Genomic DNA, 20,137 nt, shown 5'->3' with positions numbered 1-20,137 from the left:
TCGACACGTGCGACGCGGTGGCGCGGTGATCGCGGCCGGGTACGACGCCGACATCGAGGCAGTACGGCGACGCTTCCCGCAGCCGCCTGTGGACCCGAAGCCGATCCCCGGCTGGCAGCAGGTACAGCTCAACCGGAAGCTGGCGCTGCTCGGCGTACCGACGGACTCGGCGCTCGACCTCGGCGCCATCGCCAAGGCGTGGACCGCGGACCGGGCCGCGCTGGTGCTCAGCAAGCGCTACGGCTGCGCGGTGCTGGTCGAGATCGGCGGCGACCTGCGTGCCGCCGGTGAACCGGCCGAGCCGTGGTTCGTCACCGTCGCCGAGCGCGCAGGCGACCCCGGAGTCCTGGTCACCCTCGCCCACGGCGGCCTCACGACCTCGACCCGGACAGTACGGCGCTGGCAGACGCCGGAGGGCTCCGCGCACCACCTGATCGACCCGCGGACCGGCAAGCCCGCCGACGGCCCCTGGCGGACCGCATCGGTCTGGGCGCCGACCGCCGTACGCGCGAACACCTTCAGTACGGCGCTTGTCGCGACCGGCGAAGCGGCGGTTGGCCGGCTGACGCTGGCCGGCCACCCGGCCCGGCTGGTCGCGGACGACGGTGAGGTCACCGAGCTGGCGGGCTGGCCAGCGGCGAGCAGGGCGGCCTGATGACGCTGTGGTACCTGGCCCGCGCGGCCGGCGTCGTCGCGCTAGTCATGTTCACGGTGTCGGCGTCGCTCGGCATCCTCACGTCGGGCAGCCGCAAGCCGGAGCGCCGGTTCTGGCTGCAGTACGTGCATCGCTCGGCTGCAGCAACCGGTCTGCTCCTGCTGACCGCTCACGTGGTCGCCGTCATCGCCGACAGCTACGTCGCCATCAGTCCGACGGTCCTGCTGTGGCCGTTCGGCTCCGGCTACCGACCCTTCGCCATGGCAGTCGGCACGCTCGCCCTCTACGGGCTGGTCCTCGCCGCCGTCAGCGGAGCCGCCCGCGGACGGCTGGCCACCTCCGAAGCCTTCACCAAGCACTGGCGCACGATCCACATCGCCGCGTCGGCCGGCTGGCTGCTGTCCATCGGGCACGCCCTGCTCGCCGGTACGGACCGCGGTACGCCGTGGATGCTCGCCATCACCATCGGCTGTCTGGCGGCAGTGGTCGCAGCGGGCGCCCACCGCGTCCGCAGCCAGACAGCACGCGCCAGTACGCCGCTCAACCTCGCACGAGCCGGGAGAACCCGATGACGTCGTTACAAGCCACCCGAGTCGACGTGCGAGTCATCGGCGACGCGAGGTTGCTAGCCGGACTGGACCTGGGTCGAGCCGACCGCCACCGGCACCTCTCGACGCACGGCGCTCAGCCGGAACTGACCCGGGAGGACTACGCCAAGCTGGCGGAGGCAGTCGGGCTCAGAGGACGTGGCGGCGCCGCGTTCCCGGTCGCACTCAAGCTGGCCGACCTCCCGGCTCGTGGAATCGAGGCGGTCGTCGTCAACGGCTCCGAGAGCGAGCCGGTGAGCCGCAAGGACCGCTTGCTCCTCACACTCGCTCCGCACCTGGTCCTGGACGGTGCTACCGGGTTGGCCCGCGCACTGGGCGCCCCGCACGTGCTGATCGCCGCACATGACGCGGAAGCTGCCGTGTCCGTTCGCGAGGCGCTGATGGAGCGCAACGATGGTCTGGCGATCGAGGTGACTGACACGCCCGGCCGCTTCGTCGCCGGCGAGGCTCGCGCGGTCCTGAGCGCGCTCGAAGGTGGTCCCGCCGTACCGCCGGGTCGGCGGGTGTTGCCGACGCGGAAGGGGTACCACCAGCGTCCTACCTTCCTGTCGAACGTCGAGACGTTCGCCCAGCTCGCCGTACTGGTTCGGCTCGGGGCTAAACGGTTCAGCAGCACCGGACTGATCAGTGAGCCCGGGACGCAGCTGCTGACGATCGATGGGGCTGTGCGGCGACCGGGGGTGATCGAGACGCCGACCGGCGTACCGCTGGAGGCTGTGCTGCGGTTTGCCGGTGCTGAGGCCGGTCCGGTGCTGCTCGGTGGGTACCACGGTCGCTGGCTGCCGCACGGCGGCGGTGTGGTCCTCAAGCGACCGGAGGTGGCCGCCGGCATCATCCTGGCGCTCGGCACACACACCTGCCCGCTCGGTGAGGTGCATCGGGTCTCGCAGTGGCTTGCCAGCCAGTCGGCCGGGCAGTGCGGTCCGTGCGTGTTCGGGCTCGCGTCGCTGGTCGACGACTTCGACCGGCTGGTCAAGAGCGATCCATCCGGGTGGCACGACGCTCAGCGGCACCTCGGTCTGGTTCCAGGGCGAGGCGCATGCGCCCACCCCGACGGCTCGGCGCGGGTCCTCGCGTCGGCGCTCGAGGCGTTCGGCGAGGACGTACGGCTCCACCTTGCCGACGGCGGGTGCGGCCGGCAGGTCAAGGGTGTGTTGCCGGTACCAGGAGGTTCGTGGTGAACAGGGTGGAGATCGACTGGACGCGGTGCGACGGCCACGGCCTCTGCGCCACCCTGCTGCCGGACGACGTGGCCCTCGACGAGTGGGGTTTTCCGGTCCTCCGGGGCCGTGACATCACCGCCGGTGAGCTGCCGTACGCGCGCCGCGCAGTACTGGCCTGCCCGGCCCTGGCGCTGCGTCTGAACGCACCTGTCGAACGTGATTGATCGGGCTTCGGACAGGCCCGTCCCGACATCACACCAGTGACAAAGGTGGACTAGTCTCTGAGTAGCCGCACAACGTCGTGCGGCCGGTGCGAACAGCGCCGTAGGCACGCGTTGGAGACGGTGGGGAATGCAGAGCAAGCTGGACGTCCAGAAGGCGGAAGTGCTCGCCAAGGCGGTGGCCGCCGGAACTCAGGGGCACGACAAGTCGATCGATCCGTCCAGGCTGAAAACCTTCCTCGAGCGGTACTACCGGCACGTCGCCTCAGAGGACGTCGCCGAGCGGGAGCCGACCGACTGCCTGGGCGCCGCGAAGCACCACTACAAGTCCGCGATGTCGCGGCCGCAGGGTACGGCGAAGGTGCACGTCTTCACGCCGACGCCGGAGGACCACGGCTGGTCCGCGAACGGCCGGACCGTGGTGGAGATCGTCGTCGACGACATGCCGTTCCTGGTGGACAGCGCCGCGATGGTGATCAACGAGCACAACCTCGAGCTGCAGCTGCTGGTGCACCCGCAGTTCGTGGTCCGGCGGGACATGGCCGGCACCCTGCAGGAGGTCCTGGACGACACCGCCACCTCGGACGAGCACGACCTCGTCCGGGAGAGCTGGATGCACCTCGAGATCGAGCGGATCGCCGACGTCGCCGAGCAGCGGGCCCTGGAGGAGGAGCTGCAGCGGGTGCTGCAGGACGTCAGGGTCGCGGTCGAGGACTGGCCGAAGATGCACGAGAAGGCCGTCTCCATCGCCGAGGGCCTGGACCCCGACCGGCTGCCGGTGGGCGAGCACGAGGTGGAGGAGGCCCGGGAGCTGCTCGAGTGGCTCGCCGACGAGCACTTCACCTTCCTCGGCTACCGCGAGTACGACTTCACCATGGAGGGTGCCCAGGGCATCCTCCGCGGCCGGCCCGGCTCCGGCCTGGGCATCCTGCGCGCCGACCCGAAGCCGAACTCGGGCAAGCTGCCGCCGGAGGTGAGCGCGAAGGCGCAGGAGCGCAAGCTGCTCATCCTGACCAAGGCGAACTCACGGTCCACCGTGCACCGGTCGGCGTACCTGGACTACGTCGGCATCAAGCAGTTCGACGACAACGGCGAGCCGGTCGCGGAGTGCAGGTTCATCGGTCTGCTCTCGTCGACGGCGTACACCGAGAGCGTCATGCAGGTGCCGGTGCTGCGCCGCAAGGCGCTGGAGCTGTTCCGGATGACCGGCTTCGACCCGAACAGCCACAGCGGCAAGGGCTTGCTCGACGTACTGGAGACCTACCCGCGCGACGAGCTGCTGCAGGCCCCGGTCGAGGACCTGCTGCCGATCGTGCAGTCGGTGCTGCACATGCAGGAGCGGCGCGCCGTCAAACTGTTCGTACGGCGTGACGTCTACAACCGCTACCTGTCCTGCCTGGTGTACCTACCGCGGGACCGCTACACCACCGCGGTCCGGCTGAAGATGCAGCAGATCCTCAAGGACGCCATCGGCGCCGAGACCGTCACCTACGCCGCCTACGTGACCGAGTCCGTGCTCGCCCGGGTGCACTTCGTCGTCCGGATGAAGCAGGGCGAGACAGTCGGCGATTACGACGCCGAGCTGCTCGAGCACATGGTGGTCGCGTCGACCCGGGCCTGGGTGGACGACTTCACCGCCGCTCTGCACGCCAAGGGCGGCGACGGCGCGGTTGCCCAGCTGGCCCGCAAGTACGCCGACGCCTTCCCGGAGGCGTACAAGGAGGACTTCGACGCGCGCGTCGCGGTGAACGACGTCAACGTGCTGGAGGCTCTGCCGCCGGAGAACGGCCTGGCCATGTCGCTCTACACCCCGATCGACGAGGAGTGGGTGGGCGAGCGCCGCTTCAAGGTCTACCGGACCGGCTCGTCGCTGTCGCTGTCGCAGGTGCTGCCGCACCTGACCCACATGGGTGTCGAGGTGATCGACGAGCGGCCGTACGAGATCCGGCCGGGTGGTGGCGCGACGGCGTACATCTACGACTTCGGGCTCAAGGTGCCGGCCGACACCGACGAGCGCGACGAGCTGCGCAAGCTGTTCAACGACACCTTCCAGGCGGTTTGGGAGGGCAGGGCCGAGTCCGACAAGCTGAACGCGCTGGTGCTGCGCGGCAACCTCAGCTGGCGGCAGGTGTCGATCCTGCGCGCGTACCTGAAGTACATCCGGCAGGGCGGCACGCCCTTCAGCCAGGACTACATCGAGAACACCTTCCTCAACCACGTCGACGTGGCGAGCCTGCTGGTGCAGCTGTTCGAGACCAGCTTCGACCCGGCTCGCGGCGCCGCCGACGACCCGGACCGGCTCAGCCACGCGGCCCAGCTGGAGAAGGAGATCCTGGCCGCGCTGGACACCGTGCAGAGCCTGGACGAGGACCGGATCCTGCGCTCCTACCTGACCGTCATGAAGGCGACGCTGCGGACGAACTTCTTCCAGCCGGCGATCGCCGACGGGTCGCCGCGGCCGTACATCTCGCTGAAGCTGGAGCCGAAGGCGATCCCGGACCTGCCGCAGCCGCGGCCGGCGTACGAGATCTTCGTGTACTCGCCACAGGTCGAAGGTGTGCACCTGCGCTTCGGCGCGGTCGCCCGCGGCGGCCTGCGCTGGTCGGACCGGCGCGAGGACTTCCGGACCGAGGTGCTCGGCCTGGTCAAGGCGCAGATGGTGAAGAACTCGGTGATCGTGCCGGTCGGCGCGAAGGGCGGGTTCTACGCCAAGCAGCTGCCGGACCCGACGGTGGACCGGGACGCGTGGCTCGCCGAGGGCATCGCGTCGTACAAGACCTTCATCTCCGGGCTGCTCGACATCACCGACAACATCGTCGCCGGCGAGATCGTCGCGCCCCGCGACGTGGTCCGGTACGACGGTGACGACGCCTACCTGGTCGTTGCCGCCGACAAGGGCACGGCGACGTTCTCGGACATCGCGAACGGCGTGGCCAAGGAGTACGGCTTCTGGCTCGGCGACGCGTTCGCGTCCGGCGGCTCGGTCGGGTACGACCACAAGGCGATGGGGATCACCGCGCGCGGCGCGTGGGAGTCGGTCAAGCGGCACTTCCGCGAGCTCGGCCACGACTGCCAGAACCAGGACTTCACCGTGGTCGGCGTCGGCGACATGTCCGGTGACGTGTTCGGCAACGGGATGCTGCTGTCGGAGCACATCCGGCTGGTCGCGGCATTCGACCACCGGCACATCTTCCTGGACCCCTCGCCGGACGCGGCGAAGTCGTTCGCCGAGCGGCGGCGGCTGTTCGAGCTGCCGCGGTCGTCGTGGGCGGACTACGACGCCGCGCTGATCTCGCCCGGCGGCGGTGTGTTCCCGCGCACGGACAAGGCGATCCCGGTCTCGCCCGAGGTCCGCGCCGTGCTCGGGATCGACGGGGCGGTGGCCACACTGACCCCGGCCGAGCTGATGAACGCGATCCTCAAGGCGCCGGTCGACCTGTTCTGGAACGGCGGCATCGGCACCTACGTGAAGTCGTCGGCCGAGACGAACGGCGACGTCGGCGACAAGGCGAACGACGCGATCCGGATCAACGGCGCGGAGCTGCGCGCCCGAGCGGTCGGTGAGGGCGGCAACCTCGGCTTCACCCAGCTCGGCCGGATCGAGTACGCGATGACCGGCGGCCGGATCAACACCGACTTCATCGACAACGTGGCCGGCGTGGACACCTCCGACCACGAGGTGAACATCAAGATCCTGCTCGACACGGTGGTCGCCGACGGCGACCTGACCGAGAAGCAGCGCAACGACATCATCGCGTCGATGACCGACGAGGTGGCCGGCCTGGTGCTGAAGAGCAACTACCGGCAGAACATCGCGCTGGCGAACGCGACCGCGCAGGCCCCGGCCCTGATGCACGTCCACCAGGACTGGGTACGCCGGCTGGAGAAGCAGCGCCTGCTGGACCGCGAGCTGGAGTTCCTGCCGAGCGTGGCCGAGTTCAAGCGCCGCAAAGCCGAAGGACGCGGCCTGTCGTCGCCGGAGCTGTCGGTGCTGATCGCCTACACCAAGATCGTGCTCGAGGCCGAGCTGCTGAAGACGTCGCTGCCGGACGACCCGTTCCTGGCGCACAAGCTGGCCAGCTACTTCCCGAAGCCGATGCAGAAGCGGTTCGCCGAACAGATCCAGAACCACCAGCTACGCCGCGAGATCATCACCACCCAGGTGGTGAACGAGTTCGTGAACACCTCCGGCATCACGGCCTACCACCGGCTCTCGCTGGAGACCGGCGGCTCGGTCGAGGACGTCGTCCGGGCGAACCTGGCCGCGTCCCGGATCTTCGCCCAGCCGGAGCTGCTGGCCCGCAACGCCGAGCTGGACAACGTGGCAGACGCCGCGACCCAGACCCACATGCGGCTGGAGACCCGCACGCTGGTCGAGCGGGCGACCCGGTGGCTGGTCAGCAACCGGCGCCCACCGGTCGACATCGAGGAGCTGATCGAGTTCTTCAGCCCGGGCATCACCAAGCTCACCACCGCGCTGCCCGAGGTGCTGCGCGGCCGCGAGCTGGCGTTGTTCGAGCAGCGCCGGGAAGCCCTGGTGAGCAAGGGAGTTCCGGCCGACTTCGCGACCAGGATCGCGGTGCTGCCGCCGGCGTACGCGGGCCTCGGCATCATCGAGACCGCGTCACACGGCGACCTCGACCTGCTCGAGGTGGCGAAGGTGCACTTCGCCCTCGGCGAGCGGCTGCAACTCGGCCGCTTCCTGGAACGGATCATCGGCCTGCCCCGCACCGACCGCTGGCAGACGATGGCCCGGGCCGCCCTCCGCGACGACCTGCACGCCGTCCACGCCCGGCTGACCGCTCAGGTCCTGAAGACCACCGATGCATCCGCCGAGCCCGAGCAGCGTGTCATCACCTGGCAGGACCAGAACGAGGCAGCCCTGTCCCGCGCCGCCACCATGCTCGAGGAGATCGTCGAAACCGAAGGCCCCGAGCTGGCCCACCTGTCCGTAGGTCTCCGCCTGGTCCGCACCCTCCTCGCGAACCAGGCCTGAGTGATCACCCCCCGCGAGCCGTCGATAGGCTCGCGGGGTGAGGTCACTCGAGGATGCTGCTGGGGCGGTCGAGTATCCGGGCCGCGGGCTGGTGATCGGGCGCGACGACGGCGGGGTGCCGTTCGTGGCGTACTGGCTGACCGGACGGAGTCCGGCGTCGAAGCGGCGGCGGCTCGTGGTCGGCGAGTGGGAGATCGTGGTCGAGGACGTCTCCGGTGGCCCGCGCGACGACCTGCGGCACTACACCGCCGCCGTCCGGGCCGCCGACTGGGTGGTGGTCGGCAACGGGAGCCAGGTCAGCGACCTCGCGGCGGCCCGGCGAGCGGGGACCGACCTGCAGTTGGCGCTCCGCGAGCACGCCTACGAGCCGGATCCGCCGATCCGTACGCCGCGGATCTTCGCCACCGCCGCGACCGACGGGACCGGGGTCGTCGTCGGCTCCGCCCGCGCGGTTCCCGGCGCCGTGGACCTGGTGCAGCACCCGTCGCTGTATCTCGCTCAGTTGCCAGCGGCAACGGCCGTCACGGTCAAGACCTACGGTGGGAACACGACTGCTCCGGTCGCGGACGGCGTCCCGGAAATCGTGTCCTGCAAGGATTCCTGGCGTTCGGTCGCCGGCGTCTGGGATGTGCTCGACCCGTCGTTGCGGGTCGGCCTCTTCGTCGTACCGCTGGATGCTGCGAACTTCGAGCCCGCGGTCCTAGCGTTCTGACACGATCACGTCGACCGAGTACTGGTCGGCGCGGTAGCAGTGGTCGCCGAACTCGACCGGTCTGCCGTCGGCCGCGTACGCGGACCGGGTCATGGTGACCAGCGGCTCGGCCTTGGACATGTGCAGGGTACGGCGTTCCTCGGCGGTCGCGTTCCGGGCGCCGATCCGCTGCCGGGCGACCGTCGGGCGGATCCCGCGAGCCCGGAGCACGGCGTACAGGCCGGAGCCGGTGAGCTGCTCCAGGGTGAGGTCGTTGAGGGTCGGCGGCAACCAGTTGCGCATGATCGCGAGCGGGATGTCGTCGGCGTACCGGAGCCGGACGATGGCCACCAGCGGGGTCCCGGGCGGGAGCTCGAGGACGGCGGCGGCGCGGTCGTCCTGCGCCTCGCAGTCGAGGGAGAGCACCTCGGTGCGTGGTGTGCGGCCCTCGCGTTCGAGGTCGTCGTACAGGCTGGTCAGCTCGGCCTTGCGGTGCACCATCTGGTTCGCGACCGTGGTGCCGATGCCGCGGCGGCGGACCAGCAGGCCCTGGTTGACCAGCTCGGAGATGGCCCGGCGGACGGTCGGCCGGGACAGGTTGAGCCGGTCGGACATGCCGATCTCGTTCTCGAACGGGTCGCCGGGGCGCAGCCGGCCCTCGGTGATGGCAGCGGTCAGCTGCTCGGCGAGCTGGTGGTACAGCGGCACCGGGCTCGACCGATCGAGCTGAATCGGCAGGGCGGCGGTCATGGCGGGATGTTACAACACGAAGGTATGTATGTCTCTACGTGAAAATGTGTTAACAAAGTATTGACACGTCTTGCATGGGCCGGAAAGCTGGCGGTCAACCAGCGCGCCGTCCGGCAGGACCCGGCGCGCCTGTGGGGTGGACCATTCAGGTGTCGAGGAGAGGGCTGCGCGGATGCGGATCGGGTTGGTCGGGGTCGGGCGGATCGGGGCGTTCCACGCCGCAACCTTGAAGGGGTTGCCGGCGGTGGACCAGGTGGTGGTCGCGGATGCCGACCCGAGCCGGGCCGAGCTCGTCGCCAAGGACCTCGGGCTGGAGTACGCGCCGGACGTGGACGCGTTGCTGGCGAGCCGGCTGGACGGGTTCGTGATCGCGGCCGCTACCTCGGCGCACGCGGACCTGATCGCGGCCGGAGTCGCGGCCGGGATCCCGACCTTCTGCGAGAAGCCGGTCGCGATCGACCTGGACGAGACCCTCCGCGTAGTCGAGCTGGTCGAGGCCGCCGACGTACCGGTGCACATCGGTTTCCAGCGCCGCTTCGACGCCGGCTACCAGGCGGCCGCGGCCGCGGTCCGGGCCGGCGAGCTCGGGTTCGTTCACCACATCCGGGCCAACACGAACGACGCGTTCCCGCCGCCGGCGGAGTACATCCCGACCAGCGGCGGGTTCTTCCGCGACTGCACCGTGCACGACTTCGACATCCTCCGGTTCGTCACCGGCCGCGAGGTGGTCAGCGTGTTCGCCACCGGCGCGAACCGCGGCGAGTCCTTCTTCGGCGAGTACGGCGACGTCGACGCGGCGGCCGCGTTGCTCACCCTCGACGACAACACGTTCGTCTCCGTCAGCGGCACCCGGTACAACGCGGCCGGGCACGACGTCCGGATGGAGATCCTCGGCAGCCTCGGCTCGCTCGCGGTCGGCCTGGACGAGCACACCGCGCTGCGGTCGGCCGAGGCCGGGGTGACCTTCCCCGGCGGCCCGCCGCACGCCACCTTCATGGACCGGTTCCGCCCGGCGTACGTCGCCGAGCTGACCGCGTTCACCGAGGTCGCGGCCGGGACCCGCGAGGTCCCGTGCACGGTCCGGGACGCCTACCAGGCCTTCCGGATCGCCGACGCCTGCGAACTGTCCCGCCGCGAGCACCGCCTCGTCCAGCTGTGAAGCCTTCGAGAACAGAGGAGATCGGCCCGATGACTGACCTTGCACTCCGGATCGCCGGCGCCCCGATCTCCTGGGGTGTCTGCGAAGTCCCCGGCTGGGGCTGGCAGTACGACCCGGAGACAGTGCTCGCCGAGATGCGCGACGTCGGCATCGCGGCGACCGAGTTCGGGCCGGACGGCTTCCTGCCGGTCGACCCGGCGGAGAAGGCGAAGACACTGGCCGATGTCGGACTCCGCGCGGTCGGCGGGTTCGTGCCCGTCGTACTGCACGACCCGGCGCACGACCCCGGGCCCGAGGTCGCCACCGCGCTCGAAGGCTTCGTCGCAGCCGGCGCGACCACGCTCGTTCTCGCGGCGGCGACCGGGCAGGACGGGTACGACGACCGCCCGGTGCTCGACGAGACCGGCTGGAGCACGCTGCTCGGCAACCTCGACAAGCTGTCCGCGCTGGCAGCCGAGCGCGGTGTGCTGGCGACCATCCACCCGCACGTCGGCACCATGGTCGAGAACGCCGACGATGTCGAGCGGGTACTGCGTGGGTCGTCGATCGGCCTCACCCTCGACACAGGTCACCTGCTGATCGGTGGTGTCGACCCGGTCGCGCTGACGGTCGAGCACGCCGCGCGGATCAAGCACACGCACCTCAAGGACGTCGACGCGGCATGGGCCGCGAAGGTCCAGGCCGGTGAGGTCAGCTACACCGACGCCGTGCGCCAGGGCATGTACCGCCCGCTGGGCGCCGGCGACATCGACCTGGCCACGATCGTCGCCACCCTGGAGAACGCCGGCTACCGCGGCTGGTACGTCCTCGAGCAGGACACCATCCTCGGGTCCCGCCCCACCGGCGACGGCCCGCTCACCGACGTCCGCGCCAGCATCACCCACCTGCACACCATCGCGGAGAACCTCTCATGAGCCAGGCAGCTGAGCCCCAGGACGCCTCCGCGAACCTCCCCGACGAGGTTCTGACCATCGGGCGGATCGGGGTGGACCTGTATCCGTTGCAGGTCGGGACGCACCTGGAGGACGTCGAGAGCTTCGGCAAGTTCCTGGGTGGCAGCGCGACGAACGTGGCGGTCGCGGCCGCCCGGCACGGTCGGCGCTCGGCGGTGATCAGCCGGACCGGCAACGACCCGTTCGGCACCTTCATCCACCGCACGCTGCGCGAGCTCGGCGTCGACGACCGGTACGTGACCCCGGTCGACTACCTGCCGACGCCGATCACCTTCTGCGAGATCTTCCCGCCGGACAACTTCCCGCTGTACTTCTACCGGTTCCCCAAGGCGCCGGACCTCGAGATCTTCCCGTCCGAGCTGGACCTGACCGCGATCCGGGACGCGAGCATCTACTGGTCCACCGTCACCGGACTGTCCGCCGAGCCCAGCCGCTCGGCGCACTTCGTCGCCTGGGAGGCGCGCGAACGCCGCCCGCTGACCGTGCTCGACCTCGACTACCGGCCGATGTTCTGGGCCGACCCGAGTGAGGCGCACGACCAGGTCAGCCGCGCGCTCGAGCACTGCACGGTTGCCGTCGGCAACCGTGAGGAGTGTGAGGTGGCGGTCGGCGAGACCGACCCGGACAAGGCCGCCCAGGCGCTGTTGGACCGCGGCCTCGACCTGGCGATCGTCAAGCAGGGCCCGAAGGGAACGCTGGCCCGCACCCGTGACGAGCGGGTCGAGGTGCCGCCGTTCCCGGTCGAGGTGGTGAACGGCCTCGGCGCCGGCGACGGCTTCGGCGGCGCGCTCTGCCACGGCCTGCTCGCGGGCTGGCCGCTGGAGAAGGTGATCCGGTTCGCCAACACGGCCGGCGCGATCGTCGCCTCCCGGCTCGAGTGCTCGACCGCGATGCCGACGGAGACCGAGGTCCTGAGTTTGCTGGGTGAGAAAGCATGAGCGACCCAGGCACGCAGCAGACCCTCACACCGACCGTCGCCGGCAAACCGGAAGCCCGCGGTGCCGGCCGACCGGTACGGCGACTCGACCAGTTGACCGAACTGCGGGTGCGGCATCCGGAGCGGATCACGGAGGCCTGGCAGCAGCGTCGCCGCCGTGAGCTGGTCGGCGCCGACGGACGCCTCCTGATCGTCGCGGCCGACCACCCCGCGCGGGGTGCGCTCGGCGTCCGCGGTGACCGGATGGCGATGGCCAGCCGGCCGGACTTGATCGACCGGCTGATGACCGCGCTGGAGCGTCCGGGGGTCGACGGTGTGCTCGCGACTCCCGACGTACTCGAAGACCTGCTGCTGCTCGGCGCGCTCGAGGGCAAGGTCGTCATCGGCTCGATGAACCGCGGTGGTCTGCAGGGCGCCGCGTTCGAGTTGGACGACCGGTTCACGGCGTACCGGACGGCCGAGGAGATCGCCGCTCGCCGGCTGGACGGCGGCAAGATGCTGACCCGGATCGACCTGGCCGACCCGGGCACGGTCGCCACGCTGGAGAGCAGCGCGGCCGCGGTCACCGGACTGGCCGAGCACAAGCTGATGGCGATGGTCGAGCCGTTCTGGTCGACGCGTACCGACGGCCGGGTGACGAACCTGCTCGACCCGGACTCGGTGATCAAGTCGATCCACATCGCCGCCGGGCTCGGCGCCACCAGCGCGTACACCTGGCTCAAGCTGCCGGTCGTGGACGACCTGGAGCGGGTGATGGAAGCGACGACGCTGCCGACGCTGCTGCTCGGTGGCGATCCCACCACTTCTCCCGAAGAAACGTACGCATCGTGGGGCAAGGCGCTCAGCCTTCCTTCCGTTCGTGGTCTTGTCGTCGGCCGGGCACTGCTGTTCCCGCCCGGCGGTGATGTGGCCGCCGCCGTCGACCGGGCCGCCGCACTCGTCCACGGAGGTGCCGCATGACAGAGTGGTTCAGGCCGGCCGGTACGACGGCACGCGACGGCTTCGAGGTGGTCGTGCGACCGGGTGAACAGGACTGGCACCACACCGGCCTGTCGATCCGCACGTTGCTCCCGGGCCAATCCGTCCAGATCGATACCGGCGACTGCGAGTACCTGGTCCTGCCGTTGAGCGGATCGGCCGAGGTGATCGTGGACGGCGAGACCGTCCCGCTCGGCGGCCGCGCCGACGTCTTCGCCGGCCCGACCGACCTCGCCTACGTTCCCCGCGGTACGACGATCGCCGTCGTCAGCGCCGGTGGTGCGCGCATCGCGTTTCCGCACGCCAAGGCGGCCAGCGACTACCCGTTCCGGCGGATCGGTGTCGAGCAGGTCGAGACCGAGCTACGCGGCGCGGGTGTCGCGTCCCGCCAGGTGCGGAACTTCGGCACTCCGGCCGTCCTCGACGCCGACTCGATCATCGCCTGCGAGGTGCTCACGCCGGCCGGCAACTGGTCGTCGTACCCGCCGCACAAGCACGACGAGCACAAGCCGGGCGAGGAGAGCGAGCTAGAGGAGATCTACTACTTCGAGCTGCAGCTGTCCGAGGACGCCCCGGAAGGGGTCAAGGGCAACGACCCGATCGGGTACCAGCGGGTGTATGGCACCGAGGACCGCCCGATCGACGTCCTCGCGGAAGTCCGCAGCGGGGATCTGGTGCTCGTGCCTCATGGGTGGCATGGTCCTGCGATGGCGCCTCCTGGTTACGACATGTACTACCTGAACGTGATGGCCGGCCCGGGGACCGAGCGCGCGTGGCTGATCAGCGACGACCCCCGCCACGGCTGGGTCCGCGACCTCTGGCCCACCCAGCGCATCGACCCCCGCCTCCCCTTCGGGACAAACCATGACTGAACGGTCGGGTGGAACAAGGTGGCCCAACCTCCCCGCACCGAGCGGAGTGAGCGGTGGGTGCTCTTCGGGACAAGCCATGACTGAACCAACGGCTCAGCTCGCCCTCCCCGCCCCAACCGGAGTAGGGAACGGACGGCTCTGGGCTGCTCGGTTCAACCTCCCCGCCCCGAGCGGAGCGAGGGGTGGGTGCTTTTCAGCTTTTGACTTTGTCTTCTGTCGGTTGATGGTGTGTGGAGGAGGACGGCGATGACGGTTCGTCTCACGGTTGCGCAGGCGTTGGTGCGGTTCCTGAGCGTCCAGTACTCGGAGCGCGACGGTCGGCGGCAGCGGTTGTTCGCCGGGTGCCTGGGCATCTTCGGGCACGGCAACGTGGCCGGCGTCGGTCAGGCGCTGCTGCAGGCCGAGCTCGAGGACCCGACGGCGCTGCCCTACATCCTGGCCCGCAACGAGCAGGCCATGGTGCACACCGCGTCCGCCTTCGCCCGCACCCGTGACCGGCTCCAGACCTACGCCTGCACGGCAAGCATCGGCCCGGGCTCGACCAACATGGTGACCGGCGCGGCCCTGGCGACGATCAACCGCCTTCCTGTTCTGCTCCTCCCTTCGGACGTGTTCGCAACCCGGGTGGCGACCCCCGTGCTGCAGGAGCTGGAGAGCTTCGGTGCCGGCGACGTCTCCGTCAACGACGCGTTCCGCCCGGTGTCGAAGTACTTCGACCGGATCTGGCGCCCCGAGCAACTGCCGTCGGCGCTGCTCAACGCCATGCGCGTGCTCACCGACCCGGTCGAGACCGGCGCCGTGACGCTGGCCTTGCCGCAGGACGTCCAGGCCGAGGCCTACGACTGGCCCGAGGAGCTGTTCGCTGAGCGCACCTGGTACGTCGCACGGCCGTTGCCGGAAGCATCAATTGTCGACAAGGCGGTAGATCTCCTACGGTCCGCGCAGCGGCCGCTCATCGTCGCCGGTGGCGGTGTGCACTACTCCGGCGCCGAGGAGGCGCTCCGCGAGTTCGCCGAGGCGACCGGCATCCCGGTCGCGGAATCTCAGGCAGGCAAGGGATCCCTGCGCTACGATCACCCGCAGGCGGTCGGCGCGGTCGGCTCGACCGGGACCACGGCGGCCAACACCCTCGCGCGCGACGCCGACGTCGTGATCGGCATCGGCACCCGGTACAGCGACTTCACGACGGCCTCGCGGACCGCCTTCCAGAACCCGGACGTGCGGTTCGTGAACATCAACGTGGCGCGTTTCGACGGTGGCAAGCATGCCGGCCTTCCTCTCGTCGCGGATGCCCGGGAAGCCCTTGTTTCGTTGAGATCCGCGCTCGGTGACTGGTCTGTGAGTGACCAGTACAGATCGTTGACGGCCATGCTCGCAACCCAGTGGGACGCGATTGTGGAAAACACCTACAACCCGCCGGCCGAGGTGACCGCGAAACTCGCCGAAGGCCTGCTGACACAGGGCGAAGTGCTCGGCGCGGTGAACGAATTGTCGGCGCCGTCTGATGTGGTGGTGTGCGCAGCCGGTTCGATGCCGGGTGACCTCCACAAGCTGTGGCGGACGCGCGACCCGAAGGGATACCACGTCGAGTATGGCTACTCCTGCATGGGATACGAGATCGCCGGCGGGATCGGCGTCCGGCTCGGCGCGCCCGACCGGGACGTGTTCGTCATGGTCGGCGACGGGTCGTACCTGATGATGTCGACCGAGCTCGTCACCGCGGTCCAGGAGAACGTGAAGGTCGTCGTCGTCCTGGTCCAGAACCACGGTTTCGCGTCGATCGGCGCGTTGTCGGAGTCGCTGGGTTCCCAGCGGTTCGGGACGGCGTACCGGCGCCGCAGCGGTGACGGACGCCTCGACGGCGACTACCTGCCGGTCGACCTGGCTGCGAATGTCCGCAGCCTCGGCGTCGACGTGATCGAGGTGCACGACCGCGCCGAGCTGGAGAAGGCGATCTTCACGGCGAAGGCGGCGGACGGCCCGATCGCGATCCACGTCAGCACGGATCCGCTGATCGGCGCCCCGGACAGCGAGTCCTGGTGGGACGTCCCGGTCAGCCAGGTGTCCGCTCTCGACTCCACGCAGGCCGCGGCGGCGTCGTACGAGGAGTCCAAGAAGGGCCAGCGCCCGTATCTGGCTCCCACCGAGGGGGATCGCTGATGGGCACGGTGAAGGTCGGCAGCGCGCCCGACTCGTGGGGTGTCTGGTTCGCGGACGACCCGCAGCAGACCCCCTGGGAGAGGTTCCTCGACGAGGTCGCGGCGGCGGGTTACACCCGGATCGAGCTTGGTCCGTACGGCTACCTGCCGACCGACCCTGCCAGGCTGAAGGAAGAGCTGGACAAGCGCGGCCTGACGATGACCGCCGGTACGACGTTCGAGCACCTGCACCGGCCGGGTTCGTGGGAGTCGACCTGGCGTGACGTGGCCAGGACCGCCGAACTGACCGCGGCGATGGGCGCCAAGCACCTGGTCGTCATCCCGTCGATGTGGCGGGACGGAGGCACCGGCGAGATCACCGAGCCCCGGCTCGACCGCGCGGGCCAGGCCGAGCACGGCCGGCAGGTCACCGAGCTCGGTCGCCGGCTCGCCGAGGAGTACGGGCTGAAGACGCAGTACCACCCGCACGCGGACGGCCACGTGGACACCCACGACACCGTCGAGGCCTTTCTCGAGGACACCGACGGCGCGTTCGTGAACCTGTGCCTCGACACCGGTCACATCAGCTACTGCGGCGGCGACAACCTCAAGCTGATCCAGGACCACCCGGACCGGATCGGCTACGTGCACCTCAAGCAGGTCGACCCGGCGATCCTGGCCGCCGTCGAGGCCGACGGGGTCGGCTTCGGCGAGGCGGTCAAGCGCGGCGTGATGTGCGAGCCGCCCAACGGCATCCCCGAGTTCCCGCCACTGCTGGACGCGCTGGCGGGACTTGAGGTGGACCTGTTCGCGATCGTCGAACAGGACATGTATCCCTGTCCGCCCGACGTCCCGCTGCCGATCGCGGAGCGGACGTTGACTTATCTGAGATCCCACGGGGGTGGCGTATCGATCTGACGGCCAGCAGAGTGTGCACTCTCTGGTCCCACGCAACACCGCGGAGTAATCCCGCGGATCGTCTGAAAGGCTGGTTGTAGTCATGGTTCGGTGGCAGAAGAAGTCGGCGGCGGTGGGGGCTGCGTTCGTGCTGGTCGCGGCGCTGGTCGCCTGCAGCTCGTCCGGCGGCAAGCAGGAGGAGCAGAGCTCCGGCGGCTCGGGGGGCAACGTGGCGGACACGCCACGGATGAAGGTCGCGTTCATCACGCACGCGGCGCCTGGTGACACCTTCTGGGACCTGGTCCGCAGAGGTGCCGAGGCCGCGGCGAAGAAGGACAACGTCGAACTGCAGTACTCCGCCGCGCCCGAGGGGGCCGACCAGGCCAACCTGGTGCAGACCGCGATCGACTCGAAGGTGGACGGGATCGCCGTCACCCTGGCGAAGGCCGACGCGATGCAGGCGAACGTGAAGAAGGCGGCGGACGGCGGCATTCCGGTGGTGGCGCTGAACGGCGGTATCGAGGCCTGGAAGCAGACCGGCGCGCTCGGCTACTTCGGCCAGGACGAGCGGATCGCGGGCCAGGCGGCCGGCGAGAAGCTGACCCAGCTCGGGGCGAAGAAGGCGGTCTGCGTCATCCAGGAGCAGGGCCACGTCGGGCTGGAGGCCCGGTGCCAGGGTGTGAAGGACAGGTTCCCGAACTCCGAGAAGATCTACATCACCGGCACGGACATGCCGGGTAGCACCACGACCATGACGTCGAAGCTGCAGCAGGACAAGAGCATCGACTACGTCGTCACCCTGGGCGCTCCGTTCGCGATGGCAGCGGTGCAGTCGGTCAAGGACTCGGGATCGAGTGCCAAGATCGGCACCTTCGACACCAACAAGGATCTGGTCGGCGCGATCAAGGACGGCTCGGTGCAGTGGGCCGTCGACCAGCAGCCGTACCTGCAGGGCTACCTCGCTGTGGACAGCCTGTGGCTCTACAAGACCAACGGCAACACCATCGGCGGTGGGCAGGCCACCCTGACCGGCCCGGCGTTCATCGACAAGGACAACGTGGCCTCGGTCGAGAAGTTCGCCGCCGCCGGGACGCGCTGAGGACCGGTCATGGCTTCCACACTGACGGCGCCGACGTCGGTTGACGACCGGGTCTCGCGCCGCTCGCTCGCAGCCCGGCTGCTCAGCCGGCCCGAGGTCGGATCGCTGGTCGGCGCCGCGGTCATCCTGGTCTTCTTCCTGATCGTGGCCGAGCCGTTCCGAAGCCCGGCCAACATCGGGACGGTCCTCTACCAGGCCGCGCTGATCGGCGTCATGGCCGTACCGGTGGCACTGCTGATGATCGGTGGCGAGTTCGACCTGTCCGCCGGTGTCGCGGTGACAACCTCCGGGCTGTTCGCGGGGCTGTTCGCCTACCAGTTCAGCGTCAACGTCTGGGTCGGCGTGCTGGTCGCGATGCTGGCGGCGCTCGCCGTCGGTGCCTTCAACGGCTGGCTGCTGATGCGGACCGGCCTGCCGAGCTTCCTGGTCACGCTGGGGACGTTCTTCATCCTGCAGGGCCTGAACCTCGCGATCACCCGGCTGCTGTCCGGCCAGGTCTCGTCGAACTCGATCAGCGACATGGACGGGTTCGAGTCGGCGAAGGCGGTGTTCGCGTCCGAGTTCTCGATCGGCTCGGTCAACATCAAGATCCTCGTCGTCTGGTGGATCCTGTTCGTGGTCGCCGGCAGCTGGGTGCTGCTGAAGACGAAGATCGGCAACTGGATCTTCGCCGTCGGCGGTGACGCGGCCGCGGCCCGGGCCGTCGGTGTGCCGGTGAAGCGGGTCAAGATCGGACTGTTCATGACCGTCGGCTTCTTCGCGTGGTTCTCCGGAATGCACCTGCTCTTCACCCAGAGCAGCGTGCAGTCCGGTGAGGGAGTCGGCAAGGAGTTCATCTACATCATCGCGGCGGTGGTCGGTGGCTGCCTGCTGACCGGCGGCTACGGGTCCGTGGTCGGGTCGGCGATCGGTGCGCTGATCTTCGCCATGACCCAGCTCGGTGTCGTGTACGCCGGGTGGAACGCGGACTGGTTCAAGGCGTTCCTGGGCGTGATGTTGCTCCTCGCAACGATCGTGAACCTGGTCGTGAAGAGAAGGGCGGACCTGCGATGACCACCACCGACAAGTTCGCGGAAGAGGCCGCGACCAGCCCGACCACACCGGTGGTGCAACTGGAGGACGTCGGCAAGAGCTACGGCAACGTGCACGCGTTGCGCGGGGTCTCGCTGTCGGTCCGGCAGGGTGAGATCACCTGTGTGCTGGGCGACAACGGCGCGGGCAAGTCGACGCTGATCAAGATCATCGCCGGCCTGCACGAGCACACCGACGGGACTCTGTCGGTGAACGGCGAGGAGCGCCGGTTCAGCTCGCCGCGCGAGTCGCTGGACAGCGGGATCGCCACGGTCTACCAGGACCTGGCACTGGCCCCGCTGATGTCGGTCTGGCGGAACTTCTTCCTCGGCAACGAGATCACGAAGCGCCCGTTCGGCCGGCTCGACGACCGCAAGATGAAGCGGATCGCCGACGAGGAGCTGACCAAGATGGGGATCTCGATCCCCAACCTGGAACAGCCGGTCGGCATGCTGTCCGGCGGCCAGCGCCAGTGCATCGCGATCGCCCGGGCGATCTACTTCGGCGCCAAGGTGCTGATCCTGGACGAGCCGACCGCCGCGCTCGGCGTGAAGCAGTCCGGGGTGGTGCTGAAGTACATCGTCAAGGCCCGCGACGCCGGGCTGGGCGTCGTGTTCATCACCCACAATCCGCACCACGCCTACCTGGTGGGCAACCACTTCGTGGTGCTGAAGCTGGGCCGGGTCGCGCTCGACACGCACCGGGCCGACATCACGCTGGCGCAGCTGACCAACGAGATGGCCGGTGGTTCGGAGCTGGAGGCCCTCAGCCACGAGCTCCGTGGTGTCGACCCCGAGCTCGTCGCCGAACCCCACGACCGGCCGGGAGGAATCTGAGCACGCGGACGACGCAGGGTCGGCGCCAAGGCCCCGGCCCTTGCGTCCCGCCGCACGGCGGGAGGCACAAGCGATCGCCGTACAGCGGGAACCACGGCAGCTCGTCGGATGCG

17 protein-coding genes are annotated in these 20,137 nt (G+C 69.5%); 16 read left to right on the top strand and 1 reads right to left on the bottom strand.

Going from position 1 to position 20,137, the window contains the following annotated elements; all coding sequences use genetic code 11:
• The 6 genes from ACWCOV_RS28940 to ACWCOV_RS28915 form a co-directional block, all read left to right on the top strand.
• The coding region (locus ACWCOV_RS28940) for an FAD:protein FMN transferase (RefSeq protein WP_449832472.1) at nt 1-655 on the top strand (655 nt) is incomplete at its 5' end.
• Complete coding sequence (locus tag ACWCOV_RS28935; RefSeq protein ID WP_449832471.1) at nt 655-1,227, top strand: hypothetical protein; 573 nt, start codon at nt 655-657, stop codon at nt 1,225-1,227. The genes ACWCOV_RS28940 and ACWCOV_RS28935, both read left to right, overlap by 1 nt.
• The gene (locus tag ACWCOV_RS28930; RefSeq protein ID WP_449832470.1) at nt 1,224-2,444 is read left to right on the top strand and encodes an NADH-ubiquinone oxidoreductase-F iron-sulfur binding region domain-containing protein; all 1,221 of its coding nucleotides are present in this window, start codon (nt 1,224-1,226) and stop codon (nt 2,442-2,444) included. The genes ACWCOV_RS28935 and ACWCOV_RS28930 overlap by 4 nt, the downstream gene beginning before the upstream one ends.
• Nucleotides 2,441-2,650 (top strand): ferredoxin, encoded by a 210-nt coding sequence (locus ACWCOV_RS28925; RefSeq protein WP_449832469.1) that lies wholly within the window; start codon nt 2,441-2,443, stop codon nt 2,648-2,650. Before ACWCOV_RS28930 ends, ACWCOV_RS28925 begins: the two co-directional genes overlap by 4 nt.
• Before the next feature lie 127 nt (nt 2,651-2,777).
• Nucleotides 2,778-7,643, top strand: a complete 4,866-nt coding sequence (locus ACWCOV_RS28920; protein ID WP_449832468.1) for an NAD-glutamate dehydrogenase — start codon at nt 2,778-2,780, stop codon at nt 7,641-7,643.
• A 37-nt stretch (nt 7,644-7,680) separates the two neighbouring features.
• Nucleotides 7,681-8,355, top strand: coding sequence for an IMP cyclohydrolase (locus tag ACWCOV_RS28915; RefSeq protein ID WP_449832467.1), 675 nt, complete (start codon nt 7,681-7,683; stop codon nt 8,353-8,355).
• Here ACWCOV_RS28915 and ACWCOV_RS28910 read toward each other — a convergent pair.
• Nucleotides 8,344-9,084 carry a GntR family transcriptional regulator gene (locus ACWCOV_RS28910; protein WP_449832466.1) on the bottom strand — a complete coding sequence of 247 codons (741 nt, stop codon included), beginning with the start codon at nt 9,082-9,084 and terminating at the stop codon, nt 8,344-8,346. The genes ACWCOV_RS28915 and ACWCOV_RS28910 overlap by 12 nt on opposite strands.
• A 172-nt stretch (nt 9,085-9,256) precedes the next feature.
• Here ACWCOV_RS28910 and ACWCOV_RS28905 point away from each other — a divergent pair, with 172 nt between their 5' ends.
• The 10 genes from ACWCOV_RS28905 to ACWCOV_RS28860 all read left to right on the top strand — a co-directional run bounded on the left by ACWCOV_RS28905 (nt 9,257) and on the right by ACWCOV_RS28860 (nt 20,024).
• A complete protein-coding gene (locus ACWCOV_RS28905; RefSeq protein WP_449832465.1) occupies nt 9,257-10,243 on the top strand; it encodes a Gfo/Idh/MocA family protein in 987 nt (328 codons plus the stop codon).
• A gap of 29 nt (nt 10,244-10,272) precedes the next feature.
• Entirely contained in the window at nt 10,273-11,157 is an 885-nt protein-coding gene (locus ACWCOV_RS28900; RefSeq protein WP_449832464.1) for a sugar phosphate isomerase/epimerase family protein, read from the top strand.
• Nucleotides 11,154-12,134, top strand: a complete 981-nt coding sequence (gene iolC, locus ACWCOV_RS28895; RefSeq protein ID WP_449832463.1) for a 5-dehydro-2-deoxygluconokinase — start codon at nt 11,154-11,156, stop codon at nt 12,132-12,134. Before ACWCOV_RS28900 ends, iolC begins: the two co-directional genes overlap by 4 nt.
• Nucleotides 12,131-13,093 (top strand): Cgl0159 family (beta/alpha)8-fold protein, encoded by a 963-nt coding sequence (locus ACWCOV_RS28890; protein ID WP_449832462.1) that lies wholly within the window; start codon nt 12,131-12,133, stop codon nt 13,091-13,093. The genes iolC and ACWCOV_RS28890 overlap by 4 nt, the downstream gene beginning before the upstream one ends.
• Nucleotides 13,090-13,983, top strand: a complete 894-nt coding sequence (gene iolB / locus ACWCOV_RS28885) for a 5-deoxy-glucuronate isomerase (RefSeq protein WP_449832461.1) — start codon at nt 13,090-13,092, stop codon at nt 13,981-13,983. Before ACWCOV_RS28890 ends, iolB begins: the two co-directional genes overlap by 4 nt.
• Before the next feature lie 246 nt (nt 13,984-14,229).
• Entirely contained in the window at nt 14,230-16,143 is a 1,914-nt protein-coding gene (gene iolD / locus ACWCOV_RS28880) for a 3D-(3,5/4)-trihydroxycyclohexane-1,2-dione acylhydrolase (decyclizing) (RefSeq protein WP_449832460.1), read from the top strand.
• Nucleotides 16,143-17,039, top strand: a complete 897-nt coding sequence (locus tag ACWCOV_RS28875) for a TIM barrel protein (protein WP_449832459.1) — start codon at nt 16,143-16,145, stop codon at nt 17,037-17,039. The genes iolD and ACWCOV_RS28875 overlap by 1 nt, the downstream gene beginning before the upstream one ends.
• Nucleotides 17,040-17,121: 82 nt before the next feature.
• Nucleotides 17,122-18,117, top strand: coding sequence for a sugar ABC transporter substrate-binding protein (locus tag ACWCOV_RS28870; protein WP_449832458.1), 996 nt, complete (start codon nt 17,122-17,124; stop codon nt 18,115-18,117).
• Between the two features lie 9 nt (nt 18,118-18,126).
• Nucleotides 18,127-19,170: an ABC transporter permease gene (locus ACWCOV_RS28865; protein WP_449832457.1), complete on the top strand. Its 1,044-nt coding sequence runs from the start codon at nt 18,127-18,129 to the stop codon at nt 19,168-19,170.
• On the top strand, nt 19,167-20,024 hold the full coding sequence (locus tag ACWCOV_RS28860) for an ATP-binding cassette domain-containing protein (RefSeq protein ID WP_449832456.1): 858 nt from the start codon (nt 19,167-19,169) through the stop codon (nt 20,022-20,024). Before ACWCOV_RS28865 ends, ACWCOV_RS28860 begins: the two co-directional genes overlap by 4 nt.
• Nucleotides 20,025-20,137: the final 113 nt, after the last annotated feature.

Source organism: Kribbella sp. NPDC002412 (assembly GCF_053592935.1).
This window is presented reverse-complemented; position numbering and strand designations above follow the sequence as displayed.